Here is a 21,548-nt window from a genome sequence, read left to right on the forward strand (position 1 = left end):
CGCAGGTTCTGATCGGCTTCGTGGCGAGTACGCCGGGACGCCGCGCATTGGCATGCTCAAGGAGCGGCGGACGGAGTCCACGGAGCCGATCAGGTTCTGCTACCCGCACCGCCAAGCAAGGTGATCCTCAAAGAGTTCCGCCGCCTAGGCGCGTTCGTCCAGGACGTGGTCTGCGAGGCCGTAGGCGACGGCCTCCCGGGCGTCGAAGACGCGGTCGCGGTCGGTGTCGTGCCGCAGGGTCGCCGCGTCCCGTCCGGTGTGCTTCGACAGGATCTCCTCCAGCTGCGTGCGCACCCGGATCACCTCGTCGGCCTGCAGGATCAGGTCCGGGATGGCGCCCCGGCCCTGCGCGGCGGGCTGGTGCAGCACCACCCGCGTGTGCGGCAGCACCGCGCGGTGACCCGGTGCTCCGGCCGCGAGCAGGACGGCGCTGGCCGCGACCGCCTGGCCGACGCAGGTCGTGGCGACCGGGGCCTTGATGTATCGGATGGTGTCGTAGAGCGCCAGCATCGCCGACGGATCGCCGCCCTCGGAGTTGATGTAGAGGTTGATCTCCCGCTCCGGGCTGTCGGCCTCCAGGTGCAGCAGCTGCGCGATGAGCGCGTTGGCCACCCCGGAATCGATCGGTGTGCCCAGGTAGACGATGCGCTCGGCGAGCAGGTGCGAGTAGACGTCCATGATCCGCTCGGCACCGCCGTTGCGCGTGATCACGTTGGGGATCGTGTAGCTGCTCATGCCCGCACCCCCGTCTCGGCGCCCAGCCCCATCGGCGTGCGCGTCGGCATCACCTGGCCGAGCCCGTCGACGATGCGGTCGACGAACCCGTAGTCGCGCGCCTGCTCGCTGCTGAACCAGCGGTCGTGCAGCGAGTCGGCGAAGATCCGCTCCAGCGGCTGCCCGGTGTCCTCGGCGATGAGGCCGAGCACGGTGTCGCGGGTGTAGCGCAGGTCGTCGGCCTGCACCTCCACCTCGACGGCCGAGCCGCTGATCCCCGACGAGCCCTGGTGCATCAGGATCCGCGCGTGCGGCAGCGCGAACCGCTTGCCGGGCGTGCCCGCCGACAGCAGGAACTGCCCCGCGCTGCAGGCCAATCCGAGCGCGAGCGTGGAGATGTCGCAGGGCACCAGGCGCATCACGTCGCGGATCGCCAGCATCGACGGCACCGAGCCGCCGGGGGAGTGGATCCACAGCGCGATGTCCTTGGCGGGATCGGCGTGGGCCAGCGAGAGCATCTGGGTGATCAGCACGGTCCCGTTGTCGTCGTCGAGCGGGCCGTCGAGCACCAGAACCCGCTGGTCGTAGAACTTCTCGCGAAGCCGGTGGTCGAACATCGGCTGCTTGTCGTCATCGCTCATTCCCCGAGCCTGCCCCGGGAACCCCACCGCGCGAGCGCCGCGCTGCCACCGGCGGATCTGCTCTCAGCAGCGCGGGAGGGTGCCCGCCTCGTCGGTCATGGCGGTGAACAGGGCGGTGGCGGTGTCGATGAGCTGCTCGCGGGTGACGGTGATGAGGCCGTTGAGCCAGGCGAGGAGGAGTTCGCTGAAGCCGCCGACCAGGATCGAGGCGGTGATCATGCTCAGCGGGTCGCCCGAACCGCCCGCGGCGTCCACGTGGCCGGCGATGATGAAGCCGGTCTCGACGCGGCGGCGGTTGAGCTTCTCGTTGCCCAGCGCCTCGACGTAGAGGACGCGGCCGCGGCGGTGGTCGGCGTCGATGAACTCCACCGTGGCGCGCACCAGCGCGCGCATCCGGTCGTGCTCGCCCGCGGCTTCGACGGCGTCGGTGACCTGCTCGCGCAGCTCGTCGATGAGCTGGTCGTAGAGGGCGATGACCAGGTCGTCGAGATCGGTGAAGCTCTCGTAGAAGTAGCGCGGGTTGAGCCGCGCGGACTGGCAGATCGCGCGCACGGAGGTGCCCGACCAGCCCTCGGTGCCCAGCAGTTCGAGGGCGGCGTCGAGCAGCAGGGCGCGCCGGGCCGACACCCGGTCGGCGGCCGGAACGCCTGCCCAGCGGGTGGGTTTCGCGGAATCATCAGGTCTTGGCAACACGCGTTACCATAACGTATGTTTCTGGCAACGGCTGTTTCCAGTCATCCCGCCTCGTTCGCACGGCCAGGGCAAGGAGGCCCCGCATGCCCGAACGCACCCTCAGCTGCAACGGCGTGGACCTGCACGTCGTGGAACAAGGCTCCGGACCGCCGGTGATCTTCTCGCACGGCTTCCCGGAGCTGGCCTACTCGTGGCGGCACCAGCTGCCCGCCCTCGCGCGGGCCGGATACCGCGCGGTCGCGCCTGACCAGCGCGGATACGGTCGCTCCTCGCGACCGGAGAGCATCGCCGACTACGACATCGAGCACCTCAGCGGCGACCTCATCGCACTGCTCGACGAGCTCGGCGAGGAGAAGGCCGTCTTCGTCGGCCACGACTGGGGCTCGATGGTCGTGTGGCAGACCGCGCTGCTGCACCCCGAGCGCGTCGCCGGGGTGTGCGGGATGAGCGTGCCGTTCACGCCGCGCCCGCCGGTCCCGCCGACCGAGGCGTTCCGGGCGCGCTACGGCAAGAACTTCTTCTACATCCTGTACTTCCAGGAACCCGGTGTCGCCGACGCCGAGCTCAACGCCCGGCCCGCGGAGACGATGCGGCGGATGCTCGCCGGTACCCGTGTCGAACCGGACCGGCCCGGCGGCATGGACGTCGCCGACGACGGGCGCGGATTCGTCGACCGCTTCCCCGAGATGACCGAACTGCCGTCCTGGCTGAGCCAGGACGAACTCGACTTCTACATCGGCGAGTTCACCCGAACCGGGTTCACCGGCGGGCTCAACTGGTACCGCAACTTCGACCGCAGCTGGGAGCGCACGCCGCAGCTGGCCGGGGCGAAGGTCGAGGTGCCCAGCTTCTTCATCGGCGGCACGGCCGACCCGGTGATCGCCATGACACCACCGTCCATCCAGGAGCCCTGGCTGTCCGACAGCCGCGGCAGCGTCCTCGTCGAGGGCGCCGGGCACTGGGTGCAGCAGGAGGCGCCCGAGGAGGTCAACACGGCCATCCTCGGATTCCTCGACTCGATCGGCTACCGGGAGAACGCATGAAAAAGCCGCTGAACTTCGGGGTCTTCTACGCGCCGTTCCACCCCATCGGCCAGGACCCGACGCTGGCGCTGGAGTACGACCTGGAGCGCGTCGAGGCGCTGGACCGCTTCGGCTTCGACGAAGCCTGGTTCGGCGAACACCACTCCGGCGGCTACGAGATCATCTCCTGCCCGGAGATCTTCATCGCCGCCGCCGCGCAGCGCACCCGCCGGATCCGGCTCGGCACCGGCGTCGTCTCGCTGCCGTACCACAACCCGTGGCTGCTGGCCGACCGGCTGGTCACCCTCGACCACCTCACGCGCGGCCGGCTCATCTTCGGCGCCGGGCCCGGGGCGCTGCCCACCGACGCCTACGTCCTGGGCATCGACCCGGTCGAGCAGCGGCGGATGATGGAGGAGTCGCTGGAGACGATCCTCGCGCTGTTCCGCGGCGAGGAACCGGTGACCCGCAAGACCGACTGGTTCCAGCTCAACGAGGCGCGGCTGCAGGTCCGGCCGCACCAGTGGCCGCACCCGGAAGTCGCGGTGGCCGCGATGGTGTCGCCGTCGGGGCCCCGGCTGGCGGGCAAGTACGGGACCTCGCTGCTGTCGCTGTCGATGTCGGCCGCCAACGAGGGATTCGCCGCGATCGGCAAGGCCTGGGGCGTGGTCGAGGAGCAGGCGGCGAAGGCCGGGAACCCCGAACCCGACCGCGCGTCCTGGCGGGTGCTCGGCACCATGCACCTCGCCGAGACCCGCGAGCAGGCCATCGACGACTGCACCTACGGCCTGCAGGAGTTCGCCGGGTACTTCGGCGGCGGCGCCGGATTCGTGCCCCTGGCCGAGAACACCGACGGAAAACCCCAGAGCCGCAGGGAGTTCGTCGAGTCCTACGCCCAGTCCGACAGCGTCGTCATCGGCACCCCGGACGACGCCATCGACTACATCGAAGGCCTGCTGGACCAGGCCGGGGGTTTCGGCACGTTCCTGCTGCTCGGGCACGACTGGGCCTCGCCGGAGCGCACCCTCAACTCCTACCGGCTGTTCGCCCAGTACGTGATCCCGCACTTCAAGGGCCGGTTGGCGGCGCCGCGCGCCTCGCACGAGTGGGCCGTGGGCAAGCGCGAGGAGATCTTCGGCCGCGCCGGGGAAGCCGTGGTCAAGGCGCACAAGCAGCACGTCGCCGAGACCGAGGCGAGCCCCTGATGCGCGCGGCGGCGCTGAACTCCGGACGCATCGTGGTCCGCGACGACGTTCCCGAGCCCGTTCCCGGGCCGGGGCAGGTGCTGGCGCAGGTCAGCGCGTGCGGGATCTGCGGATCGGACCTGCACTTCGCGAAGTTCGGCGACCAGATGCTCGCGCTCGGCGAGGAGATGGGTCGGCCCAGCGGGATCGACCTGGACCGCGACGTGTTCATGGGGCACGAGTTCGCCGCGGAGGTCCTGGAGGTGGGGCCCGGCGTCGACACCGCCCGGGCCGGGGACCTGGTGACCTCGATGCCGATCCTGCTCGGCGAGAGCGGGATGCAGCCGATCGTCTACTCCAACACCGTCGCCGCCGGTTACGGCGAGCGGCTGCTGCTGTCGGCGCCGCTGCTGCTGCCCGTGCCCAACGGGTTGCCCGCGCATCACGCGGCGCTGACCGAACCGATGGCCGTCGGGCTGCACGCGGTCAACAAGTCCGGCATCCAGGACGGCGAGAGCGCGCTGGTGCTGGGCTGCGGCCCGGTCGGGCTGTCGGTGATCGCGGCCCTGAAGGCGCGCGGGGTGGAGGAGGTCGTGGCCTCGGACCTGTCCCCGGCGCGCCGGGCGCTCGCGGGCGCGCTCGGGGCCTCGCGCACCGTCGACCCTCGTGAGGAAAGCCCTTGGGAGGGCGGGAATCCCGTGGTGTTCGAGGCCATCGGCGTGCCCGGCATCCTCGACGACGTCCTCAAGCGCGCGCCGCGCGAGGCGCGCGTGGTCGTGGTCGGGGTGTGCATGGAGACCGACTCGATCAACCCCTACTTCGGGATCAGCAAGGAGCTCAGCGTCCGGTTCGCCCTCGGCTACAGCCCCGAGGAGTTCGCGACCTCGCTGCACAACATCGCCGAGGGCGTCATCGACGTGGGGCCGCTGGTGACCGCGAGGGTTCCCCTCGACGAGATCTCGTGGGCCTTCGACGCGCTCGGAAACCCGGAAGAGCACTGCAAAATCATCGTGGAGCCGTGAATGACCGACTGGACCGAGGTCGCCACCACCCTGGCCGCCGAGTTCGCCGAGACCGCCGCCGAGACCGATCGCTCCGGGCGGTTCCCGGTCGAGAACGTCGAGCGGATGAAGGAGGCGGGCTACCTCACCCTCACCGTGCCGGAGGAGTTCGGCGGCGGGGGCGCCGATCTGGAGACCGTCGTGCGCTGCCAGAACATCCTCGCGGGCGGGTGCGCGTCGACGGCGCTGGCGATCAACATGCACCTGTTCGGGCTCGGCGCGGCGGCCGAGGGCTGGCGCAACGGGGAGAAGGAGACCGGGCCGCTGTTCGAGATGGTCAGCGACGGCACGGTCGTCGGCGGCAGCCTCACCGACGCGGCCACCGGGCTCAACGTGCGCACGTCGTCGACCCCGGCCAGGCCGGTCGAGGGCGGGTACGTCGTCAGCGGGCGCAAGTCGTTCTGCTCGCTGGCGCCGGTGCTCGGGTTCTTCTGGGGCACCGCCGCCGACACCGAGACCGGCAGGCTGCTGCTGTTCGGGCTCACCCGCAACACGCCCGGACTGGAGTTCATCGACACCTGGGACACCATGTCGATGCGCGGAACCGGTTCGTGGGACGTCAAGTTCGACGAGGTGTTCGTGCCCGACGCGGCCGTGCAGCAGGGCGCGGATCCGGCCGAGGCGGCGTTGGTGTGGGACGCGGCGCGGGAGCGCGGGTTCGCGTGGTTCGCGCTCAACGTGGCCTCGATCTACCTGGGCGTGGCCCGCGCTGCGGTGCGCTACGCCTACCACCACGTCACGAGCAGGACGGTGACGGGCGCGTCGCTGCCGATGTCGCGGCAGCCCGCGCAGATCTTCAACGCCGCCGAGATCGAACTCCTGCTGCGCCCGGCCGAGGCTCTGGTCTCCGACGGCCTGCGCCGCCGCGCCGAGACCGGCATGCTCAGCCCGCTGGAGCTCAACACCATCAAGCACACCGCCGTCAACGCCGCCGACGCGGCGGTGGACCGCTGCGTCCGGATGACCGGCGGCCACGGGATCTTCCGGAAGCTGCCGCTGGAGCGCTACTACCGCGACGTCCGAGCGGGCCAGTTCCACCCGCCGAACAACGACGTCGCCCTGGAAACCATCGGCAAGTCGGCCCTCGGCATCGACCCCACGGCAGAACCCCGGTGGCCGATGGACTGAGCCCGGCGCGTCACGGGGGTGGGGGTCGGCAGTCGGACAGTTTTAGCCATAATTGACCGGACATAACGGACATGATCATGGGTCAATTATGGCTAAAACTGTCGCCGGTCTCACCCCGAGGCGCCGCACCCGTGCGCCCGGCGCTGGCGAAGCCCCGCTCCCACGCCTCGCGGCGTTCCGGGGTGAGGCGGTGGTAGCTCGGGGTCGGGCCCTGGCGGAAGTAGACGGGGTCGTCGGTTCTCCAGGCTGCTTGGCGGAGTGGGGTTCTGGCCGTCTTGTTGCTGGCCGTGGTGGGGAGTTCCGGGGTGATGCGGACGAAGCGGGGGAGCCACTTGGTGCCGAGGTCGGGCTGTTCGGCGAGGAAGGCCGCGAAGGCGTCCGGGTCGAAGTCGGAGCGGAGCTGGAGGGCGGCCATGACCTGGTCTCCGGTCGTGGGGTCCGGGACCGGGTAGACCGCGACGGCCTCGACCGGGTCCCAGCGTTGCAGGACGCGCTCGACCGAGGCCGCGGCGAAGTTCTCGCCGTCGACGCGCAGCCAGTCGGCGGTGCGCCCGGCGAAGTAGAAGAACCCGTCGGCGTCGCGGTAGGCGAGGTCGCCGGTCCAGAAGTCGTCCCCGCGCACGCGCTCGGCCTGCGCTTCCGGGTTGTTGTAGTAGCCCTCGAACGCCGCCGCGCCGCCGATCGCCACGATCTGCCCGACCGCCTCCTCGGCGTTGACCAGAACTCCGCTCTCGTCGAATTCCGCCGGCGCGCACTCGGTTCCGGTGTCCTGCCGCAGCACCCGCACGTCGGCGCCGCCGACCGGCAGGCCCAGCGAGCCCGGGGGAGCGGCGGGAGTCCGGTTGATCCGCAGGACGCCCTCGCTCATCCCGTAGCCCTCGGACACCCGGCAGCCGAACCGCTCGGCGAAGCGCTCCGCCTCCACCGGCGACGCCTCGGTGCCCACGGCGAGCCGCAACGCGCTGTCCCGGTCCTCGGCTCGCTCGGGCTGGGCGAGCACGTAGGACAGCGTGCGGCCCACGTAGTTGACGAACGTGACGCCGTAGCGGTGGACGTCGCGGGCGAATCCCGATGCGGAGAACTTCCGCGCCAGCACCACGGTCGATCCGACGTGCATCGCGGGCGCGAGGTTCATCATCGCCGAATTCCCGTGGAACAGCGGCATGCACAGGTAGGACACCGAATCCCGGGTCAGCTCGGTGCGCGCGGCCAGCGACTCCGCCAGCACCCCCAGCCGACCGTTCGAGCAGATCACCGCCTTCGGGGCCCCGGTCGAGCCGGAGCTGAACAGCAGCAGCAACGTCCGGTCCGCGTCGGGCACCCGCGAGGGGAGCTCCTCGTCGCGCAGGTCCAGATCGCCGTCGACGTCGAGCACCGGCACCCCGTGGTCGATCCCGTCGAGCAGCCCGGCGAGACGCTCCTCGGTGACGAGGAGATCGCAGTCGGTGTGCCGGATGTCGCGGGCGAGCCCGGCCCCGCGACGGGTCGGGTTGATCCCGACCACCACCGCGCCCTCCAGCGCCGCGGCCACGATCCAGAACACGTAGTCCGGCACGTTCTCCAGCAGCACCCCGACGTGCCGCGCGCCGAGGCGGCGCAGCAGACCGGCCCGGCGCGTCCCCTCGGCGACCACCTGCGCCCAGCTCCACGACCGGTCGCCGAAGCGCAGCCCGGTCTTCGAGTCGCGGGCCCGCGCGAGCACGATCTCCGCGAACGTGCTCACTCGCCCAGGTCCCGGCCTCGGGTCTCGGAGATCAGCAGCACCGAGACGATCGAAATCCCCACCGCCGCAACGATGATGCAGCTCAGCGGCAGGCTCGACCCGCCGCTCCCGGCCACCATCGCGGCGGCGATCATCGGCGTGAACCCGGCGCCCAGCAGGCTCGCCATCTGGTAGCCCAGCGACACGCCGGTGTAGCGGACGCGGGTGCCGAACATCTCCGAGAGCATCGGAGCGAGCGGCGCGTACATGAGGTTCTGGAAGACCTGCGCGATCACCAGCGCCGCGATCATCGCGGGCACCGTCCGCATCCCCAGCAGCGCGTACATCGGGAACGCGAACAGCACCGCGCCCGCTGCCCCGATCAGCAGCACCCGCCGGCGCCCGATGCGGTCCGACAGCGCGGAGAACAGCGGGATCCCGATCAACCCGGTCAGGCTGATCAGCAGGTGCGCCCGCATGATGTCCGGCAGGTCGTAGCCGAGGCCCTTGGCGTAGGCGACGCTGTGCGACCCGATCAGCGCGGTCATCGCGAACGGCCCGATCCCGGCCGCGCACGCCAGCAGCACCGCGCGAGGCTCGCGCAGCACCCGGAGCAGCGGAACCTGCTCGCGCTCAACGCCTTTCTCCAAAGCTTGCCGGAACAGCGGGCTCTCGACCACGCTCAGCCGCACGTACAGCCCGATGATCAGCAGCACGGCGCTGGCCAGGAACGGAACCCGCCAGCCCCAGGACGTGAAGTCCTCCCGGGGCAGCAGCGTCACCAGCGCCACCGCCCCGTTGGACAGCAGCGAGCCCAGCGGTGAACCCGCCTGCATGATCCCCGCCCAGGTGCCGCGACGCCGCGCGTCGGCGTGCTCGATGACCATCAGCGCGGCCCCGCCGTACTCGCCGCCGACGGCGATGCCCTGCACGCAACGCAGCAGCACGAGCAGCACCGGCGCGGTCAGTCCGATGGAGGAGTAGGTGGGCAGCACGCCGATGAGCACGCTCGCCACACCCATCAGCACCATGCTCGTGACCAGCGCCGACTTGCGCCCGACGCGGTCGCCGAAGTGGCCGAACAGCAACCCGCCCAACGGCCGTGCGACGTACCCGGCGGCGAGCGTCCCGAACGCGGCGATGGTCGACACCGCGGGGTTCGACCCGGGGAAGTACAGCGTCCCGAAGACCAGCGCGGCCATCGTGGAGTACAGCAGGAAGTCGTAGTACTCGATCACGGTCCCCAGCAGCCCGGACAGGGCCACCTTCCGCACCTGACGCCGATCCACCACCTCGGCAGCGACCACCGCCAACACCTCCCCGAACCAAGCGCTTGCTGGGCAAGCTACGTCCAGGATCACACCAGGTCAAGAACGGACGATCGAACCGAAACCGGCCCGCGTGCGGGATGATGGTGCGCGTGGTGAACAGCGCGCGGGTTGTGCTCGGTGTGGGGGTGGTGGTGAGCCTGGTGCTCACCGCGGCCGTGTGGGCCGGTGGGTTCTGGCTCGGGGACGTGCGGTTATCACCTGATCAAGGTGCTTCCTGGTACTACTGGAAGCTGCCCGAGCCGACCTTCTGGACCAGGGCTTCGGCGTGGGCCGGGTACGCGGCGCACCAGTTGGTCGGGTGGGGGCTGATCTACTACGCGCAGCGGCACGTGCGCCGCTACACCGGCGGCCTGCACCCGGTGAACGTGGTCGCGCTGATCGCCCACCTCGGGTTCATCGCGCTGCACGAGGTGCAGACGCAGGTGTTCTACGACGGTCTCGCGCAGGACGTTTCGATCTTCTCCTCGCAGGGCTCGGTGATCCTGCTGCTGATCGTCGTGCTGATCATGGAGAACCGCCGTCGCGGGATGTTCTTCGGCCGCCCGGCGCCGATCTCGGCGGAGATCACCCGCTTCTTCCGCGAGTACCACGGGTACCTGTTCAGCTGGGCCGCGATCTACACCTTCTGGTACCACCCGATGGAGACCACCAGCGGGCACCTGATCGGCTTCGCCTACATGTTCCTGCTGCTGTTGCAGGGCAGCCTGTTCTTCACCCGCGCGCACACCGACCGCTGGTGGACGCTGACCCTCGAACTGCTCGTGGCCGTGCACGGAACGCTGGTGGCGGTGATGAACTCCGGGCCGGACGGCATGTGGCCGATGTTCCTGTTCGGCTTCCTCGGCGTCTTCGTGATCACCCAGATGCACGGCCTGGGGCTGTCCCGGACCGTCCGCTGGGTGCTGGCCGCGCTCTACCTCGCCGCTGCGGTCGCGGTGTACTCCGGGCGGTCGCTGCTCGGCCTGAACGAGATCGTCCGCATCCCGCTCATCGAATACCTCGTGGTGGCCGTTCTGGCGCTGCTGACCTGGGTGGTGCTGCGCCTGGTGCGCCGGCGGAAGCGAGAACTCGTCGGAAATGTGCGCGGGTAGGTCTCGACCTGGGGCGGTGTCCCGGCTAGACAGGCAGTCGACACTACGACCGAACAACGAGGTTCAGCCATGTCGGACTCGCCACCGCGCGTCAGCCGTACCCGCGATGAGCGGCGGTTGCTCGCCAGCACGCTCGTCGGGACGACCATCGAGTGGTACGACTTCTTCATCTACGCGCAGGCCGCGAGCCTGGTGTTCGCGCCGCACTTCTTCGCGCCGCTGAGCCAGGACGCGCCGGGCGTGGCCAGCCTGCTGTCGCTGGCGACCATCGGGATCAGCTTCCTGTTCCGGCCGCTGGGCGCGGTGATCGCCGGGCGGTTCGGCGACCGGCTCGGGCGCAAGGCCATGCTCGTGATGACGCTGATCATGATGGGGTCGGCCACCGCCCTGATCGGCCTGCTGCCGACCTACGCCCAGATCGGGGTCGGGGCGCCGATCCTGCTGATCGTGCTGCGCATCGTGCAGGGCTTCTCCGCAGGTGGTGAGTGGGGCGGCGCGGCGCTGATGGCCGTGGAGCACGCGCCGCGCGGCAAGCGGGGCTACTTCGGCGCCTACCCGCAGACCGGGGTGCCGCTGGGGCTGATCCTGGCGACCGGTGTGCTGTGGGTGATCAGCTCGTCGACCAGCGAGGAGCAGTTCAACGCCTGGGGCTGGCGGATCCCGTTCCTGCTGTCCGTCGTGCTCATCGTGTTCGGCTACCTGGTGCGCCGACTGGTCGAGGAGAGCCCGGTGTTCCAGGAGATGCTGGAGCGCAAGGCCCACTCCTCGGCGCCGCTGAGCGAGCTGTTCCGCACCAACACCCGCAACGTCGTGCTCTCGGCGCTGATCTTCGTCGCCAACAACGCGGCCGGCTACCTGGTCATCGCCTACTTCCTCAGCTACGGCAAGACGCTCGGCCTCGCGCGGCCTACGGTGCTGCTCGCGACGATCGTCGGCGCCGTCGGCTGGCTGGTGTTCACCATCTACGCGGGCGCGCTGTCCGACCGGATCGGGCGGGTGCGGACCTTCCAGATCGGCTACGCGGCGGTGTTCGCGTGGATGCTGCCGATGTTCCTGATGATGGAGACCGGCTCCGGCGTCATGTTCGCGCTGGCCATCGTGGTGCTGTCGTTCGGCATCGGGCTCTCCTACGGTCCGATGTCGGCGATGTACGCGGAGATGTTCCCGGCGAAGGTGCGCTACTCCGGCGTCTCGATCGGCTACGCCTTCGGCGCCATCCTCGGCGGGGCGTTCGCGCCCACGATCGCCGAAGCCCTCACCCAGGCCACCGGCAGCGCCTACGCCGTCGGCGCCTACATCATGGTGCTCAGCGTCATCTCCCTCCTCGCGGCCACCGCGGTCCGCGAGCCCCGGGACACCGACCTCAGCGCGTGACGACCTGCGCCTCGGACCGGCCGGGTGCCTCCACCGCGGACCGGCGGCGGGCGAAGACCCAGAGGCGCATCGCGAGGAATCTGGTGGTGCCGCCGAGGAGGGCCATCGCCGTGACGGCGGTGGCCTCCGCGGTGCTGGACGGGTCGGTGACGGCCAGGCCCAGCAGCCAGAGGGCGACCTGGTTCGAGGCGCAGTAGAAGACGAACGTCGCCAGCGTCTGCACGTGCATCCGCATCGGGTGCTCGTCGCGACCGGCGAACACCCAGCGGCGGTGCGCCAGGCTGCTGGCGATCGTGGTGATCAGCACCGAGAGCACGTTGGCGAACCCGGCGCTGAACGTGCCGCGCAGCAGCACGTACAGCGCCGCGTTGCCCAGCGTGGTGGCCGCGCCGATCCCCGTGAACAGCGCTGCCTGGCCGACGACGTGGCCGCGGAGCTCCCCCGAGAGCTCGGCGACCCGCCTGGTGAGACCACCCATGATCCGCCTTCCCACGCTCTCCCCGACTGCGCTCACCAAGTTAGGCGGGAAATGCGCGTGCTCGCGGTGAACGAGCTGGGAAGAACCTGGGAACGTTCGATCAGCGGTGCATCCACTCGTCGTAGAAGGCGGGCAGCTCCGAGGCGCGGCCCTGGAACTCGGCGTTCCGCTTCTCGGTGAAGGCGGCGACTCCTTCCTTGCCGTCGCCGACGCTGGTGTGGAACATCGCCAGCGAGTCGATCCGGTGCGCCTCGCGGGGGTGGTCGTAGGCGCTGTTGCGGCGCATCATCTGCCTGGTCAGGGCCGTGGCCACCGGCGACTTGCCCTTCGTCCAGGCGTCCGCGAGGTCCAGCGCGGCCCGCAGCAGCTCGTCGGGCTCGTGGACCGAGTTGGCCAGGCCGATCTCGGCGGTCGCGGCGGCGTCGAGGATGTCGGCGCGGTAGACGAGGTCCAGGGCCCGGGGCATTCCGACGATGCGCGGCAGGAACCACGTCGACGCGGCCTCGGGCACGATCCCGAGCCGCCCGAAGACCAGGCCGAACCGGGCCTTGCTCGACACCAGCCGCGCGTCCATCGCCAGCGTCATCGTCGCCCCGATGCCGACGGCGGCGCCGTTGATGGCGGCGATGACGGGCTTGCGGCAGTCGTGGATGGCCAGCGTCACCCGCCCGCCGGTGTCGCGGACGCGGCTCAGCTCGGGGGAGGAGAGGTCGTCCATGTCGGCCAGCGTCGGCGACTTCGACTCGTCGAGCCCGAAGACGTTGCCCTCGCTGCTGAGATCCATCCCGGCGCAGAACGCGCGCCCCTCGCCGGTGACGACCACGGCGCGGATCGAGTCGTCGTCGTTGACCTGGACGAACGTCCGCTCCAGCTCGTCGGCCATGGTGGGGGTGAAGGCGTTGAGCTGGTCGGGGCGGTCGAGCGTGACGACGAGAACCCCGTCGGTGACGTCGTGCCGGATGGTGCTCGTTTCCACACTCGTCTCCTCGTGCTGCGCAGGCGTGACGTCAACGATGTTGACACAGCCCCGAGGTCGGTCGCCGTGGTCCTGATCACGCGACTGCGCCCCGCATCGAGCGGGGCGCAGTCGCAGCGGTGCGGTCGTGGAGCAGGGGTCACTTCGAGCGGGAGGTCTGAGCGGGCACGCGCCGCTCGGGCTCCTCCTCGTCCTGCTCCTCGTCCTCGTAGTCGGTGTCCTCCTGGCCCTGTTCTTCCCGGTCCTGTTCTGCCTGGTCTTCTTCTTCCGGGCCCCGGTCCTCCTCGTCGAGCGCTTCCTCGTGGGTCTTGACGACCTCCTCGTCGCGGATCTCGCCGCGCCAGCCCTCGACCTCCTCCTGTTCGAGGATCGTGCTGGTCATCATGTGCCGCTTGATGTGCTTGAAGTCGGAGCGCACGCGCCGGCCCTGCGCCCGCCAGAGGTTGGCGGTCTTCTCGAAGAAGCCCTGCGGGTAGTACTCCAGGACCAGCAGGATCCGCGTCATGGTGGGCGCGAGCTCGTGGAAGGTCACCGCGCCGTCGACGTAGCCCTTGGCGCCGGTCGACTTCCACACGATCCGCTCGTCCGGGACCTGCTCGACGATGGTGGACTCCCAGTCGCGGTGGGAGAAGAAGATCCGGGCGCGCCAGGAGATCGTCTCGTCGGACTCCTGCTCGACCTTCTCCACCTTCCTGGTGAAGCCGGGGAAGTCCTCGAAGCGGGTCCACTGGTCGTAGACGACGCGCAGCGGAAGGCCGACGTCGACCTCCTCGATGATGTTGACGACCTTCGAGCCACCGCTGCCACCGCCACCGCCGTTACCGCCACCGACGGCTTTCTTGACCTTGTCCTTCACCCCGGCCATCCCGGCGCTGAGCGCGGAGGTGACCGGTGATTTGCCCTCGGCGAGGTCCTTGGCGCCGGTCAGCGCCGCGGTCAGCCCGGACCCGCCGTTGTCGGCGACACCGGTGAGCTTGTCGGTGAGCCCGGTGACCTTGCCGGTGACCGAGCCGACGGCGCGGGAGACGACCGCTTCGAGCAGTTCCTGCCCGGCGTCCTTGAGGTGATCGAGCGGCAGGTCGTCCTTCAGGGTCTTCTCGCGCTCAGCCATCGTTCCCACCCGACCTGCTGGACGAGGACGCGGCGGCCTTCTTGCGCGGGGTCGTCGAGGCGGCGCGCGGCGCGGACGGCTTGCGCGGCGGACGAGCGGACTTCGCCGCCGAGGTTCGCTCCTGCTTCTCGCCGCTCGGCTGTTCCTGCTCCGAACCGGACTCGTCCTGCTCGGAAGAAGTCGATTTCGTTTCCTCGTCCTCGGATTCCGAAGAATCCGACTGCGGGGATCGGATCTTCGCGGCGCGTTCGGAGAGGTTGTCGCCCAGGGAGTCGAGCTTGCTGCTCGCCGCGGCGACGGCTGCGGTCTTGGCCGCGTCGACGAGGCGGTCGCGGAGCTCGCCGGACGGGGAGAGGGTGTTGCCGGCCTTGGCCAGCAGTTCCTTGGGATCTCCCATGCGGCGCCCGAGAACGACCCCGCCGACCATGAGGGCCAGCTTCATCCGGCGACTGCGACCGAGGGCGTACCCGATCGCCACCGCCGTCGCGATCTGAGGTCCCTGTTTCATCCCGACCTCCTGCAGGAGCGATGGAATCCGCTGACCGCGAAGCGCGGTCCAGTCAGACCTACCCCCGGACGAGTGCGTCCACACATCGAGTTCACTGATCGTCCGCAGTGGAGCGAGCGCGGCGTTGTCCCCGGTGGCACGCGTCAGCGGTGCGGTGCGTTTGCATCTGGTGCAGGGAGCCGAACCTAGGGGCGCAGCAACGCGACGGGTAGGGGCGAAGTTCTCTTCTCCGCAGGCGGCCCCATCGACTAAGGCTGGAGCTGGCGCAGGGCGCGCCTGCCGACCGCGCGGGAACGGGGGGATTCGACGATGGCCGACAGGGACGAGCGACTCGAGGACGACGGCGTCAACGGGGAGCTGGTGGAATCCGGCGTCGAGGGGGAGCGGGTGTCGAGCTCGCCCGACGGGTCCGGCTCGCCCGGTGGGTACAGCTCGAACGACGAGCACCCCGACGTGTACCTCGACATTCCCGTGGTGAAGGTCGAGGAGATCAGCCTGGAGGTGGAGAACCTCCGCGCGCGGGTTTCCCTGCAGGCCGAGGTTCTCGATCTCCTCAAGCTCAACGTAGGTGTGGACGCCGAGCTCGGCCGCGTGGCGCTGCAGATCAAGGGCGTGGAGGCGCAGGCCCACCTCGACGTCCGCCTGGACAACGTCGCCAAGGTCCTCGACCGGGTTCTGACGACCATCGACCGCAACCCGCAGATCCTGGAGAACCTCACGCAGAGCCTCGGCCGCGCGGTGGAGGACGTCGGTGAAGGCGCCGGATCGGCGGTCAAGGACGTGGGCGCGGGTGCGGGCGAAGCCGTCGAGGACGTGGGTGAAGGCGCGGGCTCGGCGGTCAAGGAGGTCGGCGCCGGGGCCGGCAGCGCGGTGGAGAGCGTCGGTGAGGGCGCCGGATCGGCGGTCGAGGACGTCGGTGAGGGGGCCGGGTCGGCGGTCAAGGACGTGGGCGAAGGCGCCGGCAGCGCGGTCGAGAACGTGGGTGAGGGAGCAGGGTCGGCTGTGGAGAACGTAGGTGAGGGAGCAGGATCGGCGGTGGAGGACGTCGGTTCCGGTGCCGGTGACGCGGTCGAGAGCACGGGTGAGGCGGTCGAGCAGGTCGGCAGCGGCGCGGGCGAAGCCGTCGAGGACGTGGGCGACACCGTCGAAGACGTCGGGCAGGGCGCCCGCGAGGTGGTCGGGAGCGACGACGACTCCGATCGGCCCCGAAAGCGCCGAGCACCAGCCGATTCCGAGCGCAGGACCAGGCGCACCAGTCGCGACAGCACCTCCCGGTCGTCCAGGAGGGAGCGCCGCCGATGACGTCCGAAGACCCGGACATCACCTTCACCAGCACCGTCCGCGCGGAGGAGATGACGTTCCGCGAAGCACCTGACACCCGAGTCGATTTCACCGGTGACGCCGCCGACCGGTCGACATCCGGAAGCGACCGCACGAACCTCCCGCGCCCGGTCGCGGAGAACACGACCTACCACGACGTCCGGGTCGACTACCGGATCCAGGCCCACCTCGACCCGGAGACCTGACCCGGCTCAGTCCTGCGTCGAGCCGCGCCAGGTCTCGGTGTAGAGGTCCTTGAGGTCGAGCAGGTGGTCGCGCATCAGGGACTCGGCCTCGGCGGCTTCGCCTCGGGCGATGTGGTCGGTGATGGCGATGTGGCAGGAGTCGACCTGGTCCCACTGCTCCGGGGCGACCGAGGCGCGGTCGAGACGGGTGCGCAGGACGTCGCTGACGGGCTGGCCCATCATCGTCAGCATCAGGTTCCCGGTGGCCATGAGGATCATGGTGTGGAAGTCCATGTGCGTGACGAATCCGCTGGGATCGCGGGAATCGCGCGGGGCTTCGGCCGCGGCGCGCAGCGCTTCGACGGTGTCGGCGTCGGCGCGCTGGGCGGCCAGCCGGGCCGCGGCGGGCTCCAGCAGCAGGCGCGCTTCGAGGAGGTCGCCGATGCCCATCTGCGGGGTGGTGACGAGAACGCCGAGCATGCCGCCGAGATCGTCGACGAGCTTGGTGGGCTCGGGTGCGGCGACGAACGATCCGCCCTGCACGCCGCGCCGGGTCTCGATGAGGTGCTGGCTGGCGAGGGCGCGCAGCGCTTCGCGGACGGTGGAGCGGCTGACGCCGAACATGCCGGTCAGCTCGGACTCCGAGGGCAGCCGGGAGCCGGGTTCGAGGGTGCCGCGCATGATCTGGGAGCGGAGCTCGTCGGCGACCTGCCGGTAGGCGGGCCGCACCTTCTGCACCCGCAGGTTCGCGCGCGGTGCGCTCCGGGGCGTCTCGTCGGCGGCGTCGGTGGCGGTGCCCCGACGGTCCGGGTTCGAGCTCATCTGTTCACGCTCCGGAGTGCTCCTCGTGGTGCCGCGACCGCGTCGCGACCCTGCCTGCCATTGCATCGTATCCCCGCACGGCTACCCCGAGCGGGATTGTTGTGCAAAAGTCTGATGTATGAGTGAGAAATCTCTGATCGGTGCCCGCAGCGTGCTGTTCGTCCCCGGTGACCGCCCCGACCGGTTCGGCAAGGCCGTCGCGACCGGCGCGGACTTCGTGGTCCTGGACCTGGAGGACGCGGTCGCGCCCGAGTCCAAACCGGACGCCCGACGGGCCGTGTCGGACTGGCTGAAGACCGCGCCGTCGAACGTGATCGTGCGCGTCAACCCGCCCGCGACCCCGTGGTACGCCGAGGACGTGGCGGCGGTGCCCGGCGTCCCGGTGATGCTCCCGAAGGCCCAGGACCCCGCGGAGGTCGCCGCGCTGGCCGCCGATCTCGGCCCGAACCCGCAGATCATCCCGCTGGTCGAAACCGCGCTCGGGATCCACCGGGCCACCGAGGTCTGCGCCGTGGCGGGGGTGGTCCGGCCCGCGTTCGGCAGCGTCGACCTGGCCGCCGAGCTGGGCGTGGACCCGGCCGACAACGAGGCCCTGCGGTACGCCCGCTCCGCGCTGGTGCTGGCCGCGCGGGTGGCCGGGGCGGGGGCGCCGATCGACGGCGTCACCACCGCCGTGCGCGACGAGGAGACCTTGCTGGCCGACTCCGCGCACGCGCTCTCGCTCGGCTGCACCGCCAAGCTCTGCATCCACCCGGCGCAGGTCGAACCGGTCTCGCGGGCCTTCGCGCCCACCGCCGAAGAGGTCGAGTGGGCCAGGAAAGTGCTGGTCGCGGCGGGTGCCGGGGGAGTGGCGGTGCTCGACGGCAAGCTCATCGACCGCCCGGTCGAGCTGCGGGCGCGGGCGATCCTGCTGCGCGCCGGCGAGTCCGAATTTCCGCGGTGAACCCTTGCGGTTCTAAATGTCTGATGATTAGTGTCCGGGGTGTGGCCGGGACCACCCGGTCGCCCCGCGCACCACCGGCGCGGGGCCCGAGGAGCGCGCAGCGCAGCGCGCCGGAGGGAGCACGACAATGGCGTCTCGACCGTCCGAACCCGGCACCGGCGCGGCACCGCCGACGACCACCGACCTCACCGCCCGCCTGGACCGCATCCCGGTCGTCACCCCGCAGCACCACCGCTGGGCCTGGCTGCTGGGCTCGCTGTTCGTCTTCGACCTGGTCGACCTGAACTCCTTCGCCTTCGCCGCCCCGGCCCTGCGCGCCGAGTGGGGCCTGTCGATCGGCGCCGTCGGCGCGATCACCTCCGCCGGGTTCGTCGGCATGTTCGTCGGCGCCATCGTCGGCGGCCGGCTCTCCGACCGGATCGGACGTCGTCCCGTGCTCATCGGCGCGGTGTTCACCTACTCGCTGTTCTCACTGCTGAGCGCCTTCGCGGTCGGCCCGTGGTCGCTCGGAATCCTGCGCGTGCTCACCGGTTTCGGCCTGCAGGCCATGACCGGCGTGCTGCTGGTGTGGGTCAGCGAGATGTTCCCGCGCGCCCACCGCGGCCGCTGGCAGGCGCTGCTGCTGGCCATCGGCCTGGCCGGAGTTCCGATCGCGGCCTGGGCCGCGCGCCTGCTGGTGCCGCTGGGAGAGGGCGGCTGGCGGTGGATCTTCGTGATCGGCGCGCTGGGCGCGATCGCCGGTGTCATCGCGCTGAAGGTGCTGCCGGAGTCGGTGCGCTGGCGCGCCGCCCACGGCCTCACCGGCGGCGAGGAGGCCCTGGTCGCCAAGCTGGAGGCCCAGGCCGAGAAGCGCACCGGCGAACCGCTGCCGGAACCCGTCGCCGAGAAGCCCGTCGTCGCGGGCAAGGTCGGCGAACTGCTGCGCGGCGCCACCCTGCGCAAGACGATCGTGGCCGCGCTGGCCTGCGTGTTCCTGATCCTGTCGTTCTACGGCTTCAGCTCGTGGGTCCCGACGCTGCTGGTCGAGCGCGGCTACACCACCGCGCAGAGCCTGACGTTCTCCTCGATCCTGGCGATCGCCGCGGTGCCCGGCGCGCTGCTGGCGATGCCGATCATCGACCGCTTCGAGCGCAAGACCGTCATCTTCGGGCTGCAGGTCGCGGTCGCCGTCCTGCTGCTGCTGTTCGGCCTGATCCCGCACTCGGCCGCCATCCTGATCTGCGGTTTCGGCGCCGCGATGCTGATGCAGACCGGTGTCGCCACGCTCTACACCTACATCGCCGAGGTCTTCCCGCTGCACCTGCGCGGACTCGGATCCGGCATCGCCAACGGCTCCGGGCGGCTGGCCGGTGTGGTCGGCGGACTGCTGGTGGCGGGCCTGTACTCCGGCCTCGGGCTGCCCGCCGTCTACGTCTACCTCGCCGTCGCCGCCCTGGCGATGGGCCTGGTGATGCTGCTGTTCGGCGAGCGCACCACCAACCGCCGACTGGAAGAGATCGAACGCGCCTGAGCGCGACGAAGGAGTGTGCAACGCATGTCCGTGAAACCCGGCTGGCAGGGCCGATTCTTCGAGGACTTCGAGATCGGCGACATCTACCAGCACCCGCTGGGCCGCACGATCACCGACACCGACAACACCTGGTTCACGCTGCTGACGATGAACACCAACCAGGCGCACTTCAACGCCCAGGTCGGCGCGGACTCGGAATTCGGGAAGATGCTGGTGGTCTCGCCCCTGACGATCTCCATCGCCATAGGGCAGTCGGTCACCGACCTGACCCAGAACGCCTTCGCCAACCTCGGTCTCGACGAGCTCAAGCTGACCGCGCCGGTCTTCTCCGGCGACACCCTGTGGTCGGAGTCGATCGTGCTGTCCAAGCGCGAGTCCGGATCGCGCCCGAAGGCGGGCATCGTCACCGTCAAGACCCGCACCCTCAACCAGGACGCGGTCGAGGTCCTGTCGTTCAAGCGCACCTTCTACGTGCACAAGAAGGAAGCCGGCGGGGCGGGGACGCTGTTCCCGCAGGCCACCGAGCCGCTGAGCCTGGAGGAGTCATGAGGCCCCTGGAGGACGTGCGGATCGTCTCGCTGGAGCAGTACGGCGCGGGCCCCTTCGGCTCGATGCACCTGGCCGAGCTGGGCGCGCAGATCATCAAGATCGAGGACCCATCGGTCGACGGCGACGTGGGGCGCACCGTCCCGCCCTACGCCACCGACGGCGACTCGCTGTTCTTCCAGTCGTTCAACCGCGACAAGTCCTCGATCACCCTCGACATCCGCACCGACGAGGGCCGCGGGGTCTTCGAGGACCTGGTGCGCGAGGCCGACGCGGTGTACTCGAACCTGCGCGGCGACGTGCCGGAGAAGCTGCGCATCCGCTACGACGACCTCAAGGACGTCAACCCGCGCATCGTCTGCTGCTCGCTGACCGGCTTCGGCATGACCGGGCCGCGCTCGAAGGAACCCGGCTACGACTACGTGCTGCAGGCCCTCGGCGGGTGGATGTCGCTGACCGGCGAACCCGGTGGTGCGCCGCAGAAGACCGGTCTGTCCCTCGTGGACTACTGCGGCGGGTACGTGGCGGCGATCTCGCTGCTGTCGGGCATCCACGCCGCCCGCCGCGACGGCATCGGCACCGACTGCGACCTGTCGCTCTACGACACCGCGATCAGCCTGCTCACCTACCCCGGCACCTGGCACCTCACCGCCGGGTACGAGCCCGCCCGGACCCGGCAGTCGGCGCACCCGTCGCTGGTGCCGTTCCAGGCGTTCGAGGCCGCCGACGGGTGGCTGGTGATCGGCTGCGCGAAGGAGAAGTTCTGGCAGCGGCTCACCGAGGTCATCGGCAGGCCCGACCTCGCCGCCGACGAGCGCTTCAAGACCTTCGCCGACCGCGACCGCCACCGCGCGGAACTCCTCCCGGAGCTGGAGGGGATCCTGCGCACCCGCACCGTCGCCGACTGGCTGGAACCGCTGTACGCGGCGTCGATCCCGTGCGCGCCGATCAACGACGTCGCCGCGGCGATGACCGAACCGCACACCGTGCAGCGCGACCTCATCGCCAGCACCGAGCACCCCGCGTTCGGCACCGTGCGCACCCTGCGCAGCGCCGTCCGCGTCGGCCCGCCCGGAGCCGACCGGGCGCCGACCCGACCGGCGCCCGCGATGGGCGCCGACACCGACCGGATCCTGCGGGACCTGGGCTACACCGACGAGGCGATCGCCGAGCTGCACGAAGCCGGCGTGCTGGGGAAGGGCTGAGCA

22 protein-coding genes are annotated in these 21,548 nt (G+C 70.4%); 12 read left to right on the forward strand and 10 right to left on the reverse strand.

Annotated features, from left to right (window positions below; all coding sequences use genetic code 11):
• Positions 1–144 precede the first annotated feature (144 nt).
• The 3 genes from QFW96_RS17080 to QFW96_RS17090 form a co-directional block, all read right to left on the reverse strand.
• The gene (locus QFW96_RS17080) at positions 145–735 is read right to left on the reverse strand and encodes a ClpP family protease (RefSeq protein ID WP_281456659.1); all 591 of its coding nucleotides are present in this window, start codon (positions 733–735) and stop codon (positions 145–147) included.
• Entirely contained in the window at positions 732–1,355 is a 624-nt protein-coding gene (locus tag QFW96_RS17085) for a ClpP family protease (protein ID WP_281456660.1), read from the reverse strand. The genes QFW96_RS17080 and QFW96_RS17085 overlap by 4 nt, the downstream gene beginning before the upstream one ends.
• Positions 1,356–1,418: 63 nt before the next feature.
• A complete protein-coding gene (locus QFW96_RS17090; protein WP_281456661.1) occupies positions 1,419–2,045 on the reverse strand; it encodes a TetR/AcrR family transcriptional regulator in 627 nt (208 codons plus the stop codon).
• An 86-nt stretch (positions 2,046–2,131) separates the two neighbouring features.
• Here QFW96_RS17090 and QFW96_RS17095 point away from each other — a divergent pair, with 86 nt between their 5' ends.
• Genes QFW96_RS17095 through QFW96_RS17110 form a run of 4 tightly spaced genes read left to right on the forward strand, consistent with a single transcriptional unit; the run spans position 2,132 to position 6,443 of the window.
• The gene (locus QFW96_RS17095) at positions 2,132–3,091 is read left to right on the forward strand and encodes an alpha/beta fold hydrolase (RefSeq protein ID WP_281456662.1); all 960 of its coding nucleotides are present in this window, start codon (positions 2,132–2,134) and stop codon (positions 3,089–3,091) included.
• A complete protein-coding gene (locus QFW96_RS17100) occupies positions 3,088–4,275 on the forward strand; it encodes an LLM class flavin-dependent oxidoreductase (protein ID WP_281456663.1) in 1,188 nt (395 codons plus the stop codon). The genes QFW96_RS17095 and QFW96_RS17100 overlap by 4 nt, the downstream gene beginning before the upstream one ends.
• Positions 4,275–5,276 carry a zinc-binding dehydrogenase gene (locus tag QFW96_RS17105; protein WP_281456664.1) on the forward strand — a complete coding sequence of 334 codons (1,002 nt, stop codon included), beginning with the start codon at positions 4,275–4,277 and terminating at the stop codon, positions 5,274–5,276. Before QFW96_RS17100 ends, QFW96_RS17105 begins: the two co-directional genes overlap by 1 nt.
• Positions 5,277–6,443, forward strand: coding sequence for an acyl-CoA dehydrogenase family protein (locus QFW96_RS17110; protein WP_281456665.1), 1,167 nt, complete (start codon positions 5,277–5,279; stop codon positions 6,441–6,443).
• A gap of 82 nt (positions 6,444–6,525) precedes the next feature.
• Here QFW96_RS17110 and QFW96_RS17115 read toward each other — a convergent pair whose 3' ends face one another.
• Positions 6,526–8,166 (reverse strand): AMP-binding protein, encoded by a 1,641-nt coding sequence (locus QFW96_RS17115; RefSeq protein WP_281456666.1) that lies wholly within the window; start codon positions 8,164–8,166, stop codon positions 6,526–6,528.
• The gene (locus QFW96_RS17120) at positions 8,163–9,452 is read right to left on the reverse strand and encodes an MFS transporter (protein ID WP_281456667.1); all 1,290 of its coding nucleotides are present in this window, start codon (positions 9,450–9,452) and stop codon (positions 8,163–8,165) included. The genes QFW96_RS17115 and QFW96_RS17120 overlap by 4 nt, the downstream gene beginning before the upstream one ends.
• A gap of 116 nt (positions 9,453–9,568) precedes the next feature.
• On the opposite strand from QFW96_RS17120, the gene QFW96_RS17125 reads away from it, so the two are divergent.
• Together QFW96_RS17125 and QFW96_RS17130 are read left to right on the forward strand one after the other, a co-directional pair.
• A complete protein-coding gene (locus QFW96_RS17125) occupies positions 9,569–10,567 on the forward strand; it encodes a hypothetical protein (RefSeq protein ID WP_281456668.1) in 999 nt (332 codons plus the stop codon).
• Positions 10,568–10,636: 69 nt separating this feature from the next.
• A complete protein-coding gene (locus QFW96_RS17130; RefSeq protein WP_281456669.1) occupies positions 10,637–11,941 on the forward strand; it encodes an MFS transporter in 1,305 nt (434 codons plus the stop codon).
• On the opposite strand, the gene QFW96_RS17135 is transcribed toward QFW96_RS17130, so the two are convergent.
• The 4 genes from QFW96_RS17135 to QFW96_RS17150 all read right to left on the reverse strand — a co-directional run bounded on the left by QFW96_RS17135 (position 11,931) and on the right by QFW96_RS17150 (position 15,014).
• Complete coding sequence (locus tag QFW96_RS17135; RefSeq protein WP_281456670.1) at positions 11,931–12,455, reverse strand: GtrA family protein; 525 nt, start codon at positions 12,453–12,455, stop codon at positions 11,931–11,933. The two genes, QFW96_RS17130 and QFW96_RS17135, sit on opposite strands and share 11 nt — an antisense overlap.
• Positions 12,456–12,519: 64 nt before the next feature.
• Positions 12,520–13,395: a crotonase/enoyl-CoA hydratase family protein gene (locus QFW96_RS17140; RefSeq protein ID WP_281456671.1), complete on the reverse strand. Its 876-nt coding sequence runs from the start codon at positions 13,393–13,395 to the stop codon at positions 12,520–12,522.
• A gap of 139 nt (positions 13,396–13,534) precedes the next feature.
• Positions 13,535–14,506: an SRPBCC family protein gene (locus QFW96_RS17145; protein WP_281456672.1), complete on the reverse strand. Its 972-nt coding sequence runs from the start codon at positions 14,504–14,506 to the stop codon at positions 13,535–13,537.
• The gene (locus tag QFW96_RS17150) at positions 14,499–15,014 is read right to left on the reverse strand and encodes a hypothetical protein (RefSeq protein ID WP_281456673.1); all 516 of its coding nucleotides are present in this window, start codon (positions 15,012–15,014) and stop codon (positions 14,499–14,501) included. Before QFW96_RS17150 ends, QFW96_RS17145 begins: the two co-directional genes overlap by 8 nt.
• Before the next feature lie 309 nt (positions 15,015–15,323).
• Between QFW96_RS17150 and QFW96_RS17155 the strand changes: the two genes are divergently transcribed.
• Positions 15,324–16,316, forward strand: a complete 993-nt coding sequence (locus tag QFW96_RS17155; RefSeq protein ID WP_281456674.1) for a collagen-like triple helix repeat-containing protein — start codon at positions 15,324–15,326, stop codon at positions 16,314–16,316.
• The gene (locus QFW96_RS17160) at positions 16,313–16,540 is read left to right on the forward strand and encodes a hypothetical protein (RefSeq protein WP_281456675.1); all 228 of its coding nucleotides are present in this window, start codon (positions 16,313–16,315) and stop codon (positions 16,538–16,540) included. The genes QFW96_RS17155 and QFW96_RS17160 overlap by 4 nt, the downstream gene beginning before the upstream one ends.
• Positions 16,541–16,546: 6 nt before the next feature.
• On the opposite strand, the gene QFW96_RS17165 is transcribed toward QFW96_RS17160, so the two are convergent.
• On the reverse strand, positions 16,547–17,341 hold the full coding sequence (locus tag QFW96_RS17165) for a FadR/GntR family transcriptional regulator (protein ID WP_281456676.1): 795 nt from the start codon (positions 17,339–17,341) through the stop codon (positions 16,547–16,549).
• Positions 17,342–17,459: 118 nt separating this feature from the next.
• Between QFW96_RS17165 and QFW96_RS17170 the strand changes: the two genes are divergently transcribed.
• From QFW96_RS17170 to QFW96_RS17185, 4 genes are all read left to right on the forward strand, one after another.
• Entirely contained in the window at positions 17,460–18,284 is an 825-nt protein-coding gene (locus tag QFW96_RS17170; RefSeq protein WP_281456677.1) for an HpcH/HpaI aldolase/citrate lyase family protein, read from the forward strand.
• A 127-nt stretch (positions 18,285–18,411) separates the two neighbouring features.
• Complete coding sequence (locus QFW96_RS17175; RefSeq protein ID WP_281456678.1) at positions 18,412–19,794, forward strand: MFS transporter; 1,383 nt, start codon at positions 18,412–18,414, stop codon at positions 19,792–19,794.
• Between the two features lie 24 nt (positions 19,795–19,818).
• Complete coding sequence (locus tag QFW96_RS17180) at positions 19,819–20,343, forward strand: MaoC family dehydratase (protein WP_281456679.1); 525 nt, start codon at positions 19,819–19,821, stop codon at positions 20,341–20,343.
• Positions 20,340–21,545, forward strand: a complete 1,206-nt coding sequence (locus tag QFW96_RS17185; protein WP_281456680.1) for a CaiB/BaiF CoA transferase family protein — start codon at positions 20,340–20,342, stop codon at positions 21,543–21,545. Before QFW96_RS17180 ends, QFW96_RS17185 begins: the two co-directional genes overlap by 4 nt.
• The last annotated feature ends 3 nt before the right edge of the window (positions 21,546–21,548 follow it).

This window comes from Saccharopolyspora ipomoeae (assembly GCF_029952525.1).
Lineage (GTDB): Bacteria > Actinomycetota > Actinomycetes > Mycobacteriales > Pseudonocardiaceae > Saccharopolyspora > Saccharopolyspora ipomoeae.